Origin of the sequence: Oribacterium sp. oral taxon 102 (assembly GCF_013394775.1) — a bacterium.
Taxonomy (GTDB): Bacteria; Bacillota; Clostridia; order Lachnospirales; family Lachnospiraceae; genus Oribacterium.
Genome location: NZ_JABXYT010000001.1, coordinates 262,501 through 280,237 on the forward strand (window position 1 = coordinate 262,501; position 17,737 = coordinate 280,237).

Sequence of the window (17,737 nt, forward strand, 5' to 3'; positions counted from 1 at the left end):
TACGCCATTATTGTCAAGCCGTTTTCAAAACTTCTCTCAGCCCTCATCCACCGGTGAAAGCCCTGAAGACTCACTCTCCACAGTCTCTTCCTCTTCCGTATCGACAGAGCTCTCCCTCACCTTCGCTATAGAAGCAATCACGGTTTCTCCCTCCCGGTCGATATCCATGAACTTCACGCCGGAGGCATTTCTGCCGATCGGACGTACATCAGAAAGACGCATCCGAATAATAACGCCCTCTGTGGTAATCAGCATGATTTCTCTATCCTGATCGCAGAGCTTGAAGCCGACAAGCTCTCCTGTCTTTTCTGTGATCCGATAGCAGATCAGCCCCTTTCCGTTTCGGTTCTGCCGCTTAAATTCCTCGACATTTGTGAGCTTACCATAGCCTCTCTCGGAGATGACGAGTGCATTCTGCCCCTGAGAGAGCTTCTGCATCCCGATAACCTCATCTCCCTCGGAGAGACGAATCCCGCCGACGCCCATAGAGGAACGCCCGGTCACACGAATATCGGACTCATTGAAACGAATCGCCATGCCGCGGCGGGTAACCAGCATAATATCCTCTCCCTTATCCACGAGCTTCGCCTCGATCAGCTGATCCCCCTCCTTCAGAGAAATCGCAATCAGTCCGTTCTTCCGGACATTCGAGTACTGGGAAATCGGCGTTTTCTTTACCATACCGCTCCGTGTGGTCAACAGGAGATACTGTTCACTGTCATAGTCGCGGAGACAGAAGGAGGCGTTCACCTTCTCCTCCGGCTGCAATTGCAGGAGATTTACCAGCGCGGTGCCTCTTGCCGTCCGAGATGCCTCCGGAATCTCGTAGCCCTTGATCCGGAAGCAGCGTCCCATATTGGTGAAGAACATGACGTAATGATGATTTGTCGTCATGAAGAGATCCTCGATATAGTCGTCCTCTATCGTCTGCATCCCCTTGATGCCCTTGCCGCCGCGGTTCTGTGCACGGAAGTTCTCCGGTGACATCCGCTTAATATAGCCCTTTCTCGTCCCGGCAATCACGATATCATCGTCCGCGATCAGATCCTCGTCATCGAGAGAATCATCATAGCCAAACTGCGTCATGCGATCGCTGCCGTATTTCTCGGCGACAGTATCCAGCTCCTCCCGAATCACGCCGAGCAGCTTGTTTGAATCTCCCAAAATCTCCTGATAGTAGGCGATTCGCCTCTCCAGCTCCTCATACTCCGCCTGCAGTCTGCCTCTTTCCAGTCCGGTCAGGGCACGAAGACGCATATCCACGATCGCCTGCGCCTGCGCATCGCTGAAGCCGAAGCGCTCGATCAGGCTCTGCTTCGCGCTCTCGACATTCTCCGCCGCACGGATAATCCGGACAATCTCATCGATATGATCCAGTGCCTTCAGCAGTCCCTCCAGAATATGCGCTCTCTCCTGACACTTGTTCAGGTCATAGCGGGTTCGGCGCGTGACGACATTGACCTGATGCTTCAGAAATTCCTCCAGCATCTGCTGCAGATTCAGGATGCGCGGCTCTCCGTTCACGATACAGAGCATGATGACGCCGAAGGTATCCTGCAGCTGGGTATGCTTATAAAGCTGGTTCAGGATCACATTCGGATTGGCATCCTTCCGAAGCTCGATGTTAATCTTCGCATCCGATCCCTTGCCTGCCGCGTCATTGATGTAGGTAATGCCGTCGATCTTTTTGTCTTTGACAAGATCCGCGATCTTCTCGATTACACGGGAGCGGCAAACGAGGTACGGCAGCTCCTTCACGACAATGCGGTGCTTACCGTTATTCATCGGCTCGATCTCGCAGACCGCCCGCATCTTGATCTTGCCCCTGCCGCTCCGGTACGCCTCCTCTATACCCTTCCTACCGAGAATTTGCGCACCCGTCGGGAAATCCGGTCCCTTTACGACCCGAAGCAGCTCCGTGATCTCTGTCTGCCTCCCCGCGATCCGATCCTCAATCAGCAGATCCACCGCAGCGACCACCTCCCGGAGATTATGCGGCGGGATATTCGTCGCCATGCCGACGGCGATTCCGGTCGCGCCGTTCACGAGCAGATTCGGAAAACGCGCCGGCAGCACGGTCGGCTCGTCATACTCATTTGAAAAGTTCGGAATAAAGTCGACGGTATCCTTGTTGATGCCGGAAAGCATCTCTGCTGCGAGCCGGGACATCTTCGCCTCCGTATACCGCATCGCCGCCGGCCCGTCTCCGTCATCGGAGCCGAAATTTCCCTGCTTGTCAATGAGGACATGCCGCATAGACCACGGCTGTCCCATATAGACGAGTGCGCCGTAGATGGAGGAATCGCCGTGCGGGTGATACTTACCCATAGTTTCCCCTACAATCGTCGCGCACTTCTTCGTCTTTTTATCCGGCGTGACCCCCAGAGACTGGAGGGCATACAGCACCCTTCTCTGCACCGGCTTCAGTCCGTCGCGGACATCCGGAATCGCTCTCGACACGATTACGCTCATGGCATAGTCAATATAAGAGTTTTCCATTGTCTTTTTCAGATCAACGTCCTGTACCTTGTCAAAAATATTCGGCTCCAAAGCTGCCCCTCCTGTCGCTGCACTGCTTCCCATGCTTTGAGGAAGCACTAATTATTCATGAATTACGCACCACTGGCATGTATTTCAAAAGACAATCTCACAGGACTCTGTATTTTTGCAGAATCAAACATCCAGATTTGTCACATATTTCGCGTTCTGCTCGATAAATTCCCGCCGCGGCTCTACTTGATCTCCCATCAGCGTCGTGAACGTCAGATCCAGCTCCGTCCGATCGTCCTCCGTCATATTGACGCGGAGCAGTGTCCGGGTCTCCGGATCCATCGTCGTTTCAGAAAGCTCCTCCACATCCATTTCCCCGAGTCCCTTGAAGCGGGATACGTCCGCCCCCTCCGTGCCGATCTCCCTGAGGATATTCTGATATTCCTCATCGGAATAAGCATAAAAATGCTTATTCCCCTTTTTGATATTGAACAGCGGCGGCTGCGCGAGGTAGACATGTCCCTGCCGGATCAGCTCCGGCATGAAATTATAGATAAAAGTCAGCATCAGCGTCGAAATATGCGCGCCGTCTACATCCGCATCAGTCATAATGATAATCTTATGATAGCGCAGCTTCGAGATGTCGAAGTCCTCGTTGATGCCCGTACCGAAGGCAGTGATCATACCTTTGATTTCCTCATTGGCATAAATTCGATCCAGACGCGCCTTCTGCACATTCAGAACCTTTCCGCGAAGCGGCAGCACCGCCTGCGTATCGACATTGCGGCCTGTTTTCGCCGGCCCCAGCGCAGAATCTCCCTCTACGATGAAGATCTCGCATTTCTCCGGATCACGATTATTGCAGTCCACAAGCTTGCCCGGCAGTCCGACCCCCTCAAGCGCGGACTTTCTCCTCGTCAGATCCCTCGCACGCCGTGCCGCCGCACGGGCACGCTGCGCGAGAATCGACTTCTCGCACATGACCTTCGCGATGGACGGATTCTGCTCCAGAAAATAGGTCAGCTGCTCGGAAACAATGCCATTCACTGCTGTCAGTGCCTCGGAGGTACCGAGCTTCTGCTTCGTCTGCCCTTCAAACTGCGGATCCTCGATCTTGACCGAGATAATGCAGGTCAGTCCCTCCCGGATATCCTCTCCGGAGAGATTCGGCTCCGAATCCTTCAGCAGCTTATGCTGCCTCGCATAGTCATTGAAGGTCTTGGTCAGTGCGTTCTTGAAGCCGGTCAGGTGCGTTCCCCCCTCCGGGGTATTGATATTGTTCACGAAAGTATAGATATTCTCCGTATAGGAATCATTATGCTGCAGGGCGACCTCCACGAAGATCTTCTCCCGCTCTCCCTCACAGTAGATCACATCCGGATACAGCGACTCCTTGCCGCGGTTTAAATAGCTGACAAATTCCTTGATGCCGCCCTCATAGTGAAAGGTCTTTTCCTTCTCCTGCCCTTCCCGGGTATCCCGCAGCAAAATCCGAAGCCCCTTCGTCAGGAATGCCGTCTCTCTCAGGCGGATGCGCAGGATTTCGAAATCATAGACCGTCTCCTCGAAGATCTCCGGATCCGGCAGGAACTGTACCCTCGTACCATGCTTCTCCGGATCACAATCCCCAATGATCTGCATCGGCTCGGTGACCTTCCCCTTCTCGAAGCCCATCCGGTACTCCTTGCCGTTCTTGAAGACAGAAACCCGAAGCCACTGTGAGAGCGCATTCACGACAGAAGCGCCTACGCCGTGCAGCCCGCCGGAAACCTTATAGCCCGAGCCGCCGAATTTACCGCCGGCATGCAGCACGGTGAATACAACCTCCAGCGCCGGCTTCCCTGCCTTCTTCTGGATATCCACAGGGATCCCTCTGCCGTCATCCTCCACTGTGATGGAATTGTCCGGATTGATGCTGACGGTAATGGAGCTGCAGAAGCCTGCCAGCGCTTCGTCTACGGAATTGTCTACGATCTCATAGACCAGATGATGCAGTCCTCTCACGGAGGTGGAACCGATGTACATTCCAGGTCTCTTCCGGACTGCTTCCAGTCCCTCCAATATCTGAATCTGATCTGCGTCATAATTTTCAGAGCCCTTCATCAGCTCCCTTTCACGCTGCAGATCCTCATTCTCGTTCATTTCGATTGCCACTCTGTTTCCTCCTAGATCTCTGTTCAGCTGCCTTCACCGTAATCCGGTCTGGTTGTTTATTATACACTTTTTTTCAAAATGAGTTCAAGTTTTGCGGCTCTGTCCCGTTTTCTGCGGCATGGTTTCCATTCCCATTTCTACCCTGCCCTCCTCTACCCGGAACAGCGCGTCAATATGAAAACGATTCTCTATGAAGTCGTCCAGACCGGTACAGGTGATGATATTTTGGGTATCCCGCAGGGTTTTCAGAAGATAGTTCTGCCGCTTACTGTCAAGCTCCGAAAGTACATCATCCAGAAGCAAAATCGGACTGTCATCCAGAAGCTCCCTGACCAGCTCGATCTCCGAGAGCTTCAGAGACAGCGCCGCCGTTCTTTGCTGTCCCTGCGAGCCGAACTTCCGGATATCCCTCTCATTGATCATGAAGCGAATGTCGTCCCGGTGGGGACCGAGCAGGGAAATATGCTGTCTGAGCTCCGCAGCGCGGATCGCCGTGAGCTTTTCCCCGAACTCCGCAGCGGAAACGCTCTGTTCATAGGACAGGATCAGACGCTCCCGTCCGCCGCTCAGGCTGGAATGAAGCTCCGCCGTCCTCCGTCCGAGCCGCTCGATAAAACGCGCCCGCGCTTCGATAATCCTGCCTCCGTAATCTGTCAGCTCCTTGTCCCATGCTGACAGCGTATCCTGAAGAGAAGGCTTGTACAGGATATCCCGAAGCAGCCTGTTTCTCTGATTCAGAACCCGATTGTAGCATGTCAGATCATGAAGGTAGAGTCTGTCCAGCTGACAAAGCTCCAGATCCAGAAAACGCCGCCGCATCGCCGGCCCATCCTTGATAAGACTCAGATCCTCCGGAGAAAAGCAGACCACATTGGCGATGCCGAAGAGCTCGGACGCTTTCCTGATCGGAACCTCATCAATAGCGATGCCCTTCGTCTTATTTTTCTTGAGATGCAGATCGATACGATACGGTACGCCGCGTTTTCGGACTGTCATCTTGATATGCGCTTCTTCCGCACCGAAGCGGATCAGGTCCCGATCCCGGCTCATCCGATAGGATTTCGAGGTCGATGCCATGAAAACCGCTTCCAGCAGATTCGTCTTTCCCTGCGCATTGTCCCCGTAGAAAATATTCGTACCGGGATTCAGGCGGAGAGAAAGCGAGTCATAATTGCGGTAGTCCTGTAGTTCAATGGCCTCGATAATCATGGATCAGATCGCGTCCGCATTGAAATTGACCGGCAGGATCATATAATTATAGCTTCCCTTATCGTCCCGAATAAACAACGGCGAGCGTGGAATAGACATATAAAGGGAAACCTCCTCCTCCTCTATATTTCGGAGCGCATCCACGAGAAATCTCGGATTGAAGCCTATCATCAGATCTTTTCCGGTTTTCCGGATCGGAAGCTCCGCATCCATCCGTCCGAGATCTGTACTGATCCTAAGACCGAGCACACCATCCTCGATCTTGAAAACCAGAGGCTGCTTATCGTTATCACGGACAAAAATGGTCGAACGCTCGATGGAATCCATGAGCTGCTTTCGATTTACCTGCACCTTCGTTTCATAGTCCTCAGAAAGCATCTGCGCCACATGGAAATATTCTCCGTCAATTAAACGGGAAACCACAACGGTATCATTGAATGCAAAAAGGATATGATTTCGGGAAAAATACAGCACAACTTCGTCATAGACACCGCCGGTCAGGATCTTCGAAATCTCATTCAGCGCCTTTCCGGGGACAATCGCCTTCTGCTTCTCATAGTGATCATTCAGCTTCGTCCTCCGGATGGAGATCCGATGTCCGTCCAGAGAGGTCACAATCAGGGTATCCTCTGAAACCTCGAAGAGCTCTCCGGTCATTTTCTTATTCGAATCATTCGCGGCGATCGAGAATATTGTCTGGTTAATGATAGTTTTCAGCGTAAACTGTGACAGGGAAACCGATTGATTTCGATCAATATTCGGCAGCATGGTAAATTCATTACCGTCCTTGCCGGAGATTTTGAAAACAGAGTTTTCGCAGCGGATTACTGTCACATTCCTCTCATCCGTCTCTATATCAAGGGACAGCTCCTCACTCTGCGGAAGTCTGCGGACAATTTCGGAAAAAAGCTTCGCATCCAGCGCGACCTTGCCCGCTTCGAGAATCTCTCCCTTGCATATCGTTTCGATTCCGAATTCCGTGTCATTTCCCACCAGACGGATCTGCTCCCGTGAAGCGTCCAGCAGGATACATTCCATGACAGGCATGGTTGATTTTGCAGGAACTGCCTTCATTACGATATTGATAGCGGATACGAGGTCATTTTTCTGGAATTTCAGTTTCATGGCTTGCCTTTCTTCTTTTTTATTATCTTTCAGTAATAGTAATAGGGGCTGTGGATAAGTGAAAAAGCGGCAAAAAGCCGCAGAATAGCAGAGGTTATCCACAGGGATAAGTCTGTAGAAAACATCTCCCTCTGTGTGTGGATAAGATCCATTCAGGGAGATATTTTTTTCTTTAAAGTCTCAACTGTGGATTGCAACTGTGTATTTGTGGACAACTCTGTGGATATCTTATCGTGTCCGTGCATGATCGTAGTATGATCTCTTCCACCCAGCAGGTCGCCGACCGTTTTCAGCGGAGCATCTGTCAGCTCACGGCAGAGAAACATTGCGATCTGTCGGGGAAATACGATTTCCTTATTTTTTCGCTGCGAAGCGAGTTCAATGGTAGTCAGGCTGAAATGCTCGGCGACAGTTTCTATGATGAGCTGCGGCGTGACCTCTTTTGGCCCGTCCGGCGTGATGTGGTCGCGGAGCAGCTTCTCTGCGAGATCCAGCGTAATGTTCTTCTTTTCCAGACGGGACATGGCGACGATCTTGGTCAGCGCGCCCTCAAGCTCCCGGACATTGGATTTAATATTGGTTGCGATATAGGTGATGACCTCATCATCGATATTGTAGTTTTCCAGCTCCTCTTTTTTGCGGAGAATTGCCTTTCTGGTCTCATAGTCCGGCATCTGTATATCAACGGTGAGTCCGACCTCGAAGCGGGAACGAAGCCTGTCCTCCAGATTGTCGATATCCCGCGGCGGCTTATCAGAGGCGATGATGATCTGTTTTTTGCTCTCATAGAGCGTATTAAAGGTATGGAAGAACTCCTCCTGTGTTCCTTCCTTACCGATGATGAACTGGATATCGTCGATCAGGAGCACATCCAGCTCCCGATACTTCCGCCGGAATTCCGCAGGGGAAAGGTTGTTTTTATTTCGAATGGAATCGACAAATTCATTGATGAAGGTTTCTGAAGTCACGTAACGGATCTTCGCTGCCGGGTTATTTTTCAGGATGAACTGTGCGATCGAATGCATCAGATGCGTCTTGCCGAGTCCGGCGCCGCCGTAAATATAGAGCGGATTGTAGATGTCTCCCGGAGATTCCGCGACAGCAAGGCTCGCCGCATGGGCGAGATTATTGGAGGAGCCGACAACGAAGGTATCGAAGGTATAGCGGGGATTCAGATTTGCATCCAGCAGCGCCTGCAGGAAGTCATTGCCGGAGGGCTTCTTCTTAAGCTGCTTCTCGTGAAGCTTTTGGGCATCCTCTTCTAATAGGAAGCGAATTTTCACGGGAATGCCGGTAACCTCCTCTATGCTTGCCATCAGGAAGATCATATATTTCTTTTCGATTAGCTTGATATAGCCGGTTTCCGGGATCACAATGATCAGCTCATGGTCGATCAGATCGAAGGGCTCCATGGGAAGGAGCCAGGTATTGAAGGAAACGTCCATGATGCTGTTTTCTTCCTTCATATGACTCAGAATCTCGGTCCATTTGCTGTTTATGATTTCAAATTCTGTCATAGGGGTACTCCAAGATAGATAGTCCTGTCGGATTATGCGGTAAAAGCCCTTTAAATGAAAAGAAAGCCTTTACGCCTTGTAGGGTATTTTACATGATTGTGGATAAAATAGCAATATGAAGACAGCAGCCTGTGGATAGTTCTCCACAGAAAAAGAGACAAATGGCAGAAAAACGTGGATCAATAAGATTAAATTATTCACTTATCCACAATCAATCCACAAAATGTGGACAGAAATTTATACTGTGGATATGTGGAGAAACTTGTGTATAAAAATGGATTGACGTTTCTGATATCCTTATATATAATATGTTCCGATGTTTACCCAAAATTAGGTCGCGTTCGGGATTTCTATGAAAAGATAGGATATCGAATAGAGTCCTGAAAAAACATAATTCGAGGAAAGGGAGGTGTCGGTTCATGCATAAGGGAAAAATGACGTTCCAGCCTAAGACCAGACAGAGAGCGAAGGTTCATGGCTTCAGAGCCAGGATGGCTACAGCAGGCGGAAGAAAGGTTCTCGCTGCCAGAAGAGCGAAGGGCAGAGCGAAGCTTGCCGTATAAGTTCAGTAAATATACGAGAGACGAGGCCGCTTTAAAAGCGGTCTTTTGTTTACATCCGGACTTTTTCGGGAAGAAGGCGCAGTACAGCTGTGCTGCGCAGAGAAGCGGACTGCCTGAGGCAGAGAGAAGATTGAGATGAGAAGGTTCCCCTCTATTAAGAAGAACAGAGAATTTCAGAATATTTATCACGAGGCGAGATCTTATGCGAACCGGCTGCTCGTGATGTATGTGAAGAAACGGGACGGAGAGGGAAGCCGTATCGGGGTTTCGTGTTCGAAGAAGATCGGAAATTCGGTCGTGCGGCATACGGTAACACGAAGACTCCGGGAAATATTCCGCTTGAACAGAGAAAGGCTGGCGACAGGGGCAGACATCATCGTCGTCGTCCGCAGGAACGCGGAGACGGCAAGCTATCAGGATCTCGAGAAAGCGTATCTCGAGCTATGCGGCAGGCATCATATCATATTATTGAATTGAGAGCTTCGAGTTTGCCTGATGGCAGACTCGGAGCGGACATGACCACTTCTCGAAGAGAAGTGCCTCCCGAAACAGCCCCCGACCGGAGATCGGGGGAGCCGCGCGGTTGAGCGCAGTTCGAAGGACTGTGCTGCCCCTCTGGCGAAGAGCTTAGAGCGGTTTAAAGCAATTGCATGCGATTGCCGCCTAAAAGGGAGGTCAGCCGAAGTCTTCCGGACGAGGCTGAGTCCGGAGTGATATGGCACGGACAAAGTCCGTGTCCGGCGGAGCCGGATTCGCTGAGGGCTACAAGACCGAAGTGAACCTAGCGTGGAATCCTGCCCGAAGGGCAGAATCGGAGGGGCTATGGTATCGAAGGCATTGATTGTTTTTATCCGGCTATACCAGAGATTTTTGTCTCCGATGAAGGGCTTCGCACACTGTAAATACACGCCGACCTGTTCTCAATACGCCATTGAGGCAATCAAAAAGTACGGCTGTGTAAAAGGAACATTGCTGGCAGGATGGAGGCTGCTTCGCTGCAATCCATTCTCCAAAGGCGGATATGATCCTGTTCCCTAAGGACGGAGGGCAGAACTTGAATTATTTATCTTTTGTCGTGCTTACGAAGAACACATCCAACATTCCGGTGTTCGGACCGATTTGGAATCTTATCGTAAGCTTTTTGGGCTATGTCATGAATGCGATTTACCTTCTCCTGGATAAGGTAGGCATTCCAAATATCGGACTGGCAATCATTTTATTCACTCTGGTTACGCGAATCATCATTTTTCCGACCTCGATCCGGCAGCAGAAGTCATCCAGAATGATGCAGCTGATGCAGCCGGAGCTGAAAGCGATTCAGGAAAAATACAAGAATAAAACCGACAATGCGTCTATGATGGCACAGCAGGCGGAAATGAAAGCGCTGTATGAGAAATACGGAACCTCTATGACTGCGGGCTGTCTTCCCCTGCTCCTGCAGATGCCGATTATTTTCGCGCTGTATCGGATCATTATGAATATCCCGGCGTATGTTCCTTCGGTAAAGACGGTCTATGAGAATGTCGTAAACCACATCGGGGTATCCGATGATGTTCTGAACCGGTTGATCCAGTTCGGCGGGGAGAATGGACTTAGTACCGTGCTGAAGCAGCTTCACAACCTCGGGGTAGAGGACTATGATCTGTCGGCGCAGGGCAATTTTATTATTGACTTTCTTTACAAACTGAATCCGGTGCAGTGGACGAAGCTCTCCGAGGTATTTCCGGATGCTTCTCAGGTGATTCAGACTGCGGCAATGGAGTCCGCGAAAATCAACAATTTCCTTGGCTGGAACCTTTCAACCGCGCCGTCCGCATATGGCTTCGTACCGAATCGCTATTGGCTGATTCCGATTCTGGCGGGACTGACTCAATGGCTCTCCACCGTGCTGATGCAGAAGCAGAACAGTGCGATGTCACAGGGCGGCGAGCAGTCTGCACAGATGATGCAGAGCATGAATATCATGATGCCGCTGATGTCGGTATGGTTCTGTTTTTCCTTCGCTTCCGGTATCGGACTGTATTGGATCGCCTCTGCGGTATTTATGATTCTTCAGCAGCTCCTGATGAACTGGTATTTCGGAAAGAAGAGCGATGAGGAGATCCTGCAGGAAGCGATGGCGAGAGCCAATGCGAAGCGGGAGAAGAAAGGGCTTGCACCGCTGGATGAAAAGGGAGTAGAGAATCGGCTTCGTTCTATGCAGGATCGTCTGGATACAGAGGAGAAGAAACGCATGGATCTGATCGCGAAGCAAGCTACGAAGACGAAGGAATCTACGGAATATTATAACAGGGATGCTAAGCCGGGCAGTCTCGCCAGCAAAGCAGGAATGGTACAGAAGTATAATGAGAAGAATGAAAAGAAGAACTGAGAATCCTTTTGTGTGAAAGAAGAAGGAGTATGAAATGGATAAAATCAGAGTTTCCGCAAAAACAAAGGATGAAGCCATTACCAAGGCGTTGATTCAGCTGCATACCACATCTGACCGCCTTTCCTATCATGTGCTGGTGCAGGGAAGCAATGGACTTTTCGGCATCGGTGCGAAGCCTTGGATTCTGGAAGCCTCTGTCCGCGAGGAGGAAGAGAAGCTGATCGAACCGGAGAAGACGGAAAAGATCGTGTCCGGTTCGGAGAGAAGAAAAGAGACGGCGAAGCTTAACGAGGCGGAAGAGGAGAAGCGGGAGCCTGCGACGAGAGCTGCTCTTCACAGATCGGAGGAGAGCCCGAGAAAAGAACGCGAGGAAAGACCCCGCTGTCCGGAGCGGGAGCGCCGCTTCGACAGAGAGAGAGTCCCGAAGGAGAAAAGGTTCAGCAGGGGCGGTTATGATCCGATCGAGCCTGCGGTGCCGTTTCGGACAGCGGAGAGGACAGCGCGGGAGCTTCGACCAGTTTCCGAGGAGGAGGCACAGCAGATTTCTGAGAAAGCAGTGCAGTTTCTGCGGTCTGTGCTCGCCGGTATGAAAATGGAGGTCAGCGTGCGCTGCAGCTTCCGCCATGAGAGCAATGAGCTTCTGGTTAACCTTGAGGGACCGGATATGGGGATCCTGATCGGCAAGAGAGGACAGACGCTGGATTCGCTCCAGTATCTCTGCTCTCTTGCCGTAAACAGGGAGCATAAGGAGGAGTACATCCGGATCAAGCTCGATACGGAGGACTATCGGAAGAGAAGGGAGCAGACGCTTCGCAACCTTGCGAAGAATATTGCTTATAAGGTGAAGCGATCCCATAAACCTGTTTCTCTGGAGCCGATGAATCCGTACGAGAGAAGGATTATCCATGCTGCGCTGCAGGGTGACCGCTTCGCGACGACGAGATCAGAGGGAGAGGAGCCATTCCGCCATGTGGTGATTTTCGCGAAGAGCAATGCAGAGAGAGGCGGACGTTATGCCGGCTCCCGTCCTGCCTACGGCGGTCGCAGCGGAGCTTCCCGAAACCGGGGCTACAGTCGGGATTACGGCAATCGGGAATGGGCAGAGAGACAGACAGAGGGAAGCACATCGGAGGAAAAGACCGAGAACGCAGAGCATACGGAGGCATAAGCCAAGAGCTGAGCCGGGGCGTGGTTCCAATGGAGCCGCGCCTCTTTTCATTCGCTCCAGGCAGATACATAGTAGATGCCGCACTTGCGGGAATGTCTGTTTCCGAGTAGAATGAGGAGAACTGCTGCAATGCTGGGAAAGGAGCGGCTTATGCTTTCAGATACCATTTGCGCACTTGCAACCGCCGCCGCGCCGTCCGGAATCGGAATCATTCGCATCAGCGGAGAAGATGCGGTAGAGATCGCTTCCCGCTTTTTGCGGAAGAAAAACGGCGCTGTGCTTTCGATTGCGGAGAGCCACAGAATCAAATACGGCTTCGTATATGACGAGGGACGGGCGGTAGACGAGGTGCTGGTCATGACAATGCGGGCACCGCGTTCCTTTACCGGAGAGGATACCGTCGAGATTGACTGTCATGGCGGCGTACTGCTGACGCAGCGTGTGCTGGAGCTTGCCGTCAGGCACGGAGCGAGACCGGCGGAGCCCGGTGAGTTCACGAAGAGGGCGTTTCTTAACGGACGAATAGATCTCTCAGAGGCGGAAGCGGTTTCGGATCTGATCTCTGCGTCGAATTCGGAGGCGCTGCGGCTGTCGGCGGAGCAGCTGAGGGGGTCGGTTTCCGGGAAGATCCGGGAGCTGCGTGCGCGGATTCTGGAGGACGATGCCTTCATTGAAGCTGCACTGGACGATCCGGAGCATATCTCCATGGAGGGCTTTTCGGATGCACTTTCCGACCATGTCCGGGAGCTGCTGCGGGAGCTATCCGCGCTGCTCGACAGCGCGGAGGACGGAAGGTATATCCGGGAGGGGGTCAAGACGGTAATTCTGGGGAAGCCGAATGCAGGCAAATCCTCTCTTCTGAATATGCTCCTCGGAGAGGAAAGGGCGATTGTTACGGATGTCGCAGGGACAACGAGAGATACGCTGGAGGAGCAGATTACGCTGAAGGGGATCAGTCTTCGGATCATCGATACGGCGGGGATACGGGAAACGGAGGACAGGGTAGAGCGGATCGGCGTGGAACGCGCTCTGAAGACCGCTGAGAGCGCGGATCTGCTGATCTATGTCGCAGACGGCTCACGGGAGCTGGAGGAGTCTGATGAGCGGATTCTCGACTTCATCCGGGACAGACGCGCGCTCGTGCTGCTTAACAAATCGGATCTCGTGCAGTGCATCCGGGAGGATTTGCTAAGGCAGAGAACGAGCGCCCCGATTCTCTCAATTTCCGCCAAGCAGGGCATCGGGATAGACGCGCTTTCGGAGCAGATACGGAAAATGTTTTATCATGGGGAGCTCCGCTTCCGCTCCGGGCTGGTCATTACGAACGTCCGGCATAAGCAGCTTCTTATGAACGCGCGGGACGCGCTCCGGGAGGTTCTGCATTCGATCGAGCTGGGACTGCCCGAGGACTTCTATACGATTGACCTGATGCGCGCCTATGCGGAGCTGGGCTATATTCTGGGGGAAGAGGTTTCCGAGGATCTGGTCAATGAAATCTTTTCGAAGTTCTGCATGGGAAAGTGAGGAGTGAGGGAAATGGCTTTTGTGGAAGAGGAATACGACGTCATTGTCGTCGGAGCGGGGCACGCGGGCTGTGAGGCGGCGCTTGCCGCGAGCCGGCTGGGGCTGGAGACGATTGTCTTCACAGTGAGCGTGGACAGCATTGCCCTGATGCCGTGCAATCCGAATATCGGAGGCAGTTCGAAGGGGCATCTCGTGCGGGAATTGGATGCGCTTGGCGGAGAGATGGGGAAAAATATCGACAAAACCTTCATTCAGTCGAGGATGCTGAACCAGTCGAAGGGACCGGCGGTGCATTCCCTGCGCGCACAGGCGGATAAGCAGGCATATACCAGAGAGATGCGGCGAACGCTGGAGAATCAGGAGCACCTGACGATACGGCAGGGTGAAGTCGCCGAGCTCCTGACAGAGGTGTTACCGGGTGACAGGAAGCAGATCATCGGTGTCCGGATGACAAGCGGTGCGGTCTATCATGCCATCTCAGTGGTGCTCTGTACCGGCGTATATCTGAATGCCCGCTGCATCTGCGGAGAGGTATCGGAGTACACCGGTCCGAACGGGCTCAGAGCTGCGACGCGGCTTACGGATTCTCTCCAAAAAAACGGAGTACACATGTTCCGGTTTAAAACCGGTACGCCGGCGAGGGTGGATCGGCGCTCGCTGGATTTCTCAAAGATGGAGGTGCAGAAGGGGGATGTGCCGGTGATCCCCTTTTCTTTTTCCACGGATTTTCATTCGGTGCAGAAGGAGCAGACCGACTGCTATCTGGTCTATACCAATGAAAGGACGCACGAGATCATCCGAGAGAACATCGATCGATCGCCGATGTACAATGGGAGCATCCGGGGAACGGGACCGCGCTACTGCCCCTCGATCGAGGATAAGGTCATGAAGTTTCCGGAGAAGAACCGGCATCAGATCTTCGTTGAGCCGGAGGGACTCTATACCAATGAGATGTATCTCTCGGGAATGTCGTCCTCCATGCCGGAGGATGTGCAGTTTCGGATGTATCGGAGCCTTCCGGGTTTTGAAAATGTGAAGATCGTCAGAGATGCCTACGCAATTGAATACGATTGCATCGATGCGCTGCAGCTCAGGGCGAGCCTTGAGTTTATGAATATCTCAGGGCTGTTTGCGGCGGGGCAGTTCAATGGCTCCAGCGGCTACGAGGAGGCGGCGGTGCAGGGCTTCATGGCGGGAGTCAACGCTGCCATGCGCTGTCTCGGACGGGAGGCGTTCGTGCTGGATCGCTCACAGGCATATATCGGCGTATTGATCGATGACCTCGTAACGAAGGAAAATCAGGAGCCCTACCGCATGATGACCAGCCGCGCAGAGTATCGCCTCCTGCTTCGGCAGGACAATGCAGATCTTCGTCTCAGGGAGATTGGGCACGAGATCGGATTGATCAGCGACGAGGAATACCAAAGAACAGTAGAGAAGCAGGCTGCGATCCTATCAGAAATTGAACGTCTCCGCAGAAGCTATGTGAGCGTCAATGCGGAGACCAATGCTTTTCTCCGCCGACAGGGTTCCTCGGAGCTTTCGGCAGGGATGAGTGTCTCTCTGGCGGAGCTCTGCAAGCGTCCGGAGCTGAGCTATGAAACGCTCTCGGAACTGGATCCGGAACGCCCGGCACTGTCATACGGCATCCGCGAGGAGGTCGGAATCGAGATCAAGTACGAGGGCTATATCCGCAGACAGCGCCAGCAGGTGGAGACATTCCGGAAGCTGGAAAGGAAGCGGATTCCGGAGGGGACAGACTATGCGGAAATTCGGAACCTTCGGCTGGAGGCGAGGCAGAAGCTCAGCCGGATCCGTCCGGAGAGCATCGGGATGGCATCTCGGATCAGCGGAGTGAGCCCGGCGGACATCAGCGTGCTGCTGGTTTATCTGGAGCAGAGACAGCGGACGGTGGAGGGGGAAGCAAAGAAGAAATGACAGAAACATTTAGGAAAAAACTGAACAGACAGGCGGAGCTTCTGGGGCTTCGCCTTACTGCTGTGCAGCAGGAGCAGCTGTTCCTGTACTATGAGCGCCTGACGGAAAAAAACCGGATGATGAATCTGACAGCGATCACCGAGGAGGGGGAGGTTGTCACCAAGCATTTTATCGACAGTATGGCGATCGTAAGGGCAAATGTTTCCCGTGAAACATTCACGGTGGAAGCGCTGGCGGGAAGACACCTGATTGATATCGGGACCGGCGCCGGGTTCCCGGGGCTGGTGCTGAAGATCGTATTTCCGGCTCTACAGGTTTTGCTCAGTGATTCTTTGAAAAAGCGACTGTTTTTTTTAGATGAGCTGATTCAGGAGCTTGGGCTTCAGGGTGTGGAGACGGTGCACGGAAGGGCGGAGGATCTCGCGCATGAGCGTCGTTTCAGGGAACACTTCGATTTCGCGGTTTCCCGCGCTGTGGCAAATCTATCTACGCTTTCTGAATACGATCTCCCATTCGTGAAGCAGGGCGGAATCTTCCTCGCGATGAAGGCGGGAAACATCCGGGAGGAGGCAGAGCAGGCAGAAAAAGCGATCCGGACGCTGGGGGGAGAGCTGGAGCAGATTGTGGAGTATACGCTGCCTGACACGGATATTGAGAGGAGTCTGCTCCTGATCCGGAAGAAAAAGGCATGTCCGGCATCGTATCCGAGAAAGGCGGGAACGCCGGGGAGAAATCCGTTATGAGGAAGCGTCTGAGAAGAATCAGCAATGTGCTGCTCCTCCTCACGGCGCTGATCTGGGGAATCGCCTTCGTTGCACAGAGCGTCGCCATGGATCGGATCGGCCCGTGGGCATTCGTTTTCTGGCGTTTTTCTATTGCGGGACTGTTCCTTCTGCCGGTGAGCAAAATCAGTGAGAAGCCCTACAGGAGCTCCCGTGCAGACTCGGAAAGATCCGGAGAGAATGGATGCCTTCTGCTTATCGGTGGGCTTTCCAGCGGTATATTTCTGGGGATCGCCAGTGTTCTGCAGCAGTTTGGGATCGTATCTACGAGCGTGGGAAAGGCAGGCTTCATAACGGCGCTGTATATCATTTTCGTCCCGATCGCGGGACTGTTTCTGAAGCAGAGGCCGGGGAAGATGGTATGGATCTCGGCATTGATCGCGGTCTGCGGCTTTTACTTCATTGCAATGCAGACGGGAGCCGGTCTCTCTATTGCAGCAGGAGATGTGCTGATGCTGCTTTCCTCCTTTTTGTATACCGCGCAGATCCTCTGTATCGACCGTTATTCGCCGAGGGTAAATCCTGTGCTGCTTTCCAATGTACAGTTTCTGGGAGCGGCGGCAGTCGGGGGGATCGGGATGCTGCTCTTCGAGAGGCCGGATCTCGGAGCGCTGCGTGCAGCGGCGGTTCCGATCCTCTATGCGGGAATTTTTTCGGGTGCGATCGGATATACGCTGCAGATCGTCGGGCAGCGGTACACCGAACCGGCGCTTGCCTCTCTCTTAATGAGTATGGAGTCTATCTTTTCGGCGCTTGCGGGCTGGCTGATTCTGGGACAGAAAATGAGCGGAAGGGAAAGCTTCGGTTGTGCGCTGGTTTTCTTCGCGGTGCTGCTGGCACAGCACTCCGAGAGCGTGAAGGCTCGTCATCAGGAAACCGTGTAACGATCTGGCACG

14 protein-coding genes are annotated in these 17,737 nt (G+C 52.8%); 9 read left to right on the plus strand and 5 right to left on the minus strand.

Going from position 1 to position 17,737, the window contains the following annotated elements; all coding sequences use genetic code 11:
* Positions 1–36: 36 nt before the first annotated feature.
* The 5 genes from gyrA to dnaA all read right to left on the minus strand — a co-directional run bounded on the left by gyrA (position 37) and on the right by dnaA (position 8,495).
* On the minus strand, positions 37–2,550 hold the full coding sequence (gene gyrA, locus HW273_RS01145; protein WP_179009929.1) for a DNA gyrase subunit A: 2,514 nt from the start codon (positions 2,548–2,550) through the stop codon (positions 37–39).
* Between the two features lie 123 nt (positions 2,551–2,673).
* On the minus strand, positions 2,674–4,593 hold the full coding sequence (gyrB, locus tag HW273_RS01150) for a DNA topoisomerase (ATP-hydrolyzing) subunit B (RefSeq protein WP_179012363.1): 1,920 nt from the start codon (positions 4,591–4,593) through the stop codon (positions 2,674–2,676).
* Between the two features lie 135 nt (positions 4,594–4,728).
* Entirely contained in the window at positions 4,729–5,853 is a 1,125-nt protein-coding gene (gene recF / locus HW273_RS01155; protein WP_179009931.1) for a DNA replication/repair protein RecF, read from the minus strand.
* Between the two features lie 3 nt (positions 5,854–5,856).
* Positions 5,857–6,978, minus strand: a complete 1,122-nt coding sequence (gene dnaN / locus HW273_RS01160) for a DNA polymerase III subunit beta (protein WP_179009933.1) — start codon at positions 6,976–6,978, stop codon at positions 5,857–5,859.
* Between the two features lie 152 nt (positions 6,979–7,130).
* Positions 7,131–8,495, minus strand: a complete 1,365-nt coding sequence (dnaA, locus tag HW273_RS01165; protein ID WP_179009935.1) for a chromosomal replication initiator protein DnaA — start codon at positions 8,493–8,495, stop codon at positions 7,131–7,133.
* Positions 8,496–8,914: 419 nt separating this feature from the next.
* Here dnaA and rpmH point away from each other — a divergent pair, with 419 nt between their 5' ends.
* The 9 genes from rpmH to HW273_RS01210 all read left to right on the plus strand — a co-directional run bounded on the left by rpmH (position 8,915) and on the right by HW273_RS01210 (position 17,725).
* Positions 8,915–9,058: a 50S ribosomal protein L34 gene (gene rpmH, locus HW273_RS01170; RefSeq protein ID WP_179009937.1), complete on the plus strand. Its 144-nt coding sequence runs from the start codon at positions 8,915–8,917 to the stop codon at positions 9,056–9,058.
* A gap of 135 nt (positions 9,059–9,193) precedes the next feature.
* Positions 9,194–9,535, plus strand: a complete 342-nt coding sequence (gene rnpA / locus HW273_RS01175) for a ribonuclease P protein component (RefSeq protein ID WP_179009939.1) — start codon at positions 9,194–9,196, stop codon at positions 9,533–9,535.
* A gap of 345 nt (positions 9,536–9,880) precedes the next feature.
* Positions 9,881–10,096 carry a membrane protein insertion efficiency factor YidD gene (gene yidD / locus HW273_RS01180; RefSeq protein ID WP_179009941.1) on the plus strand — a complete coding sequence of 72 codons (216 nt, stop codon included), beginning with the start codon at positions 9,881–9,883 and terminating at the stop codon, positions 10,094–10,096.
* 16 nt (positions 10,097–10,112) lie between these two features.
* Positions 10,113–11,429 (plus strand): YidC/Oxa1 family membrane protein insertase, encoded by a 1,317-nt coding sequence (locus HW273_RS01185; RefSeq protein WP_243206714.1) that lies wholly within the window; start codon positions 10,113–10,115, stop codon positions 11,427–11,429.
* A gap of 34 nt (positions 11,430–11,463) precedes the next feature.
* A complete protein-coding gene (gene jag / locus HW273_RS01190; protein WP_179009945.1) occupies positions 11,464–12,597 on the plus strand; it encodes an RNA-binding cell elongation regulator Jag/EloR in 1,134 nt (377 codons plus the stop codon).
* A 150-nt stretch (positions 12,598–12,747) separates the two neighbouring features.
* The gene (gene mnmE / locus HW273_RS01195) at positions 12,748–14,121 is read left to right on the plus strand and encodes a tRNA uridine-5-carboxymethylaminomethyl(34) synthesis GTPase MnmE (protein WP_179012364.1); all 1,374 of its coding nucleotides are present in this window, start codon (positions 12,748–12,750) and stop codon (positions 14,119–14,121) included.
* Positions 14,122–14,133: 12 nt separating this feature from the next.
* Positions 14,134–16,059 carry a tRNA uridine-5-carboxymethylaminomethyl(34) synthesis enzyme MnmG gene (gene mnmG / locus HW273_RS01200; RefSeq protein WP_179009947.1) on the plus strand — a complete coding sequence of 642 codons (1,926 nt, stop codon included), beginning with the start codon at positions 14,134–14,136 and terminating at the stop codon, positions 16,057–16,059.
* Complete coding sequence (rsmG, locus tag HW273_RS01205; RefSeq protein ID WP_179009949.1) at positions 16,056–16,802, plus strand: 16S rRNA (guanine(527)-N(7))-methyltransferase RsmG; 747 nt, start codon at positions 16,056–16,058, stop codon at positions 16,800–16,802. Before mnmG ends, rsmG begins: the two co-directional genes overlap by 4 nt.
* A complete protein-coding gene (locus tag HW273_RS01210; RefSeq protein ID WP_179009951.1) occupies positions 16,799–17,725 on the plus strand; it encodes a DMT family transporter in 927 nt (308 codons plus the stop codon). The genes rsmG and HW273_RS01210 overlap by 4 nt, the downstream gene beginning before the upstream one ends.
* Positions 17,726–17,737 lie beyond the last annotated feature (12 nt).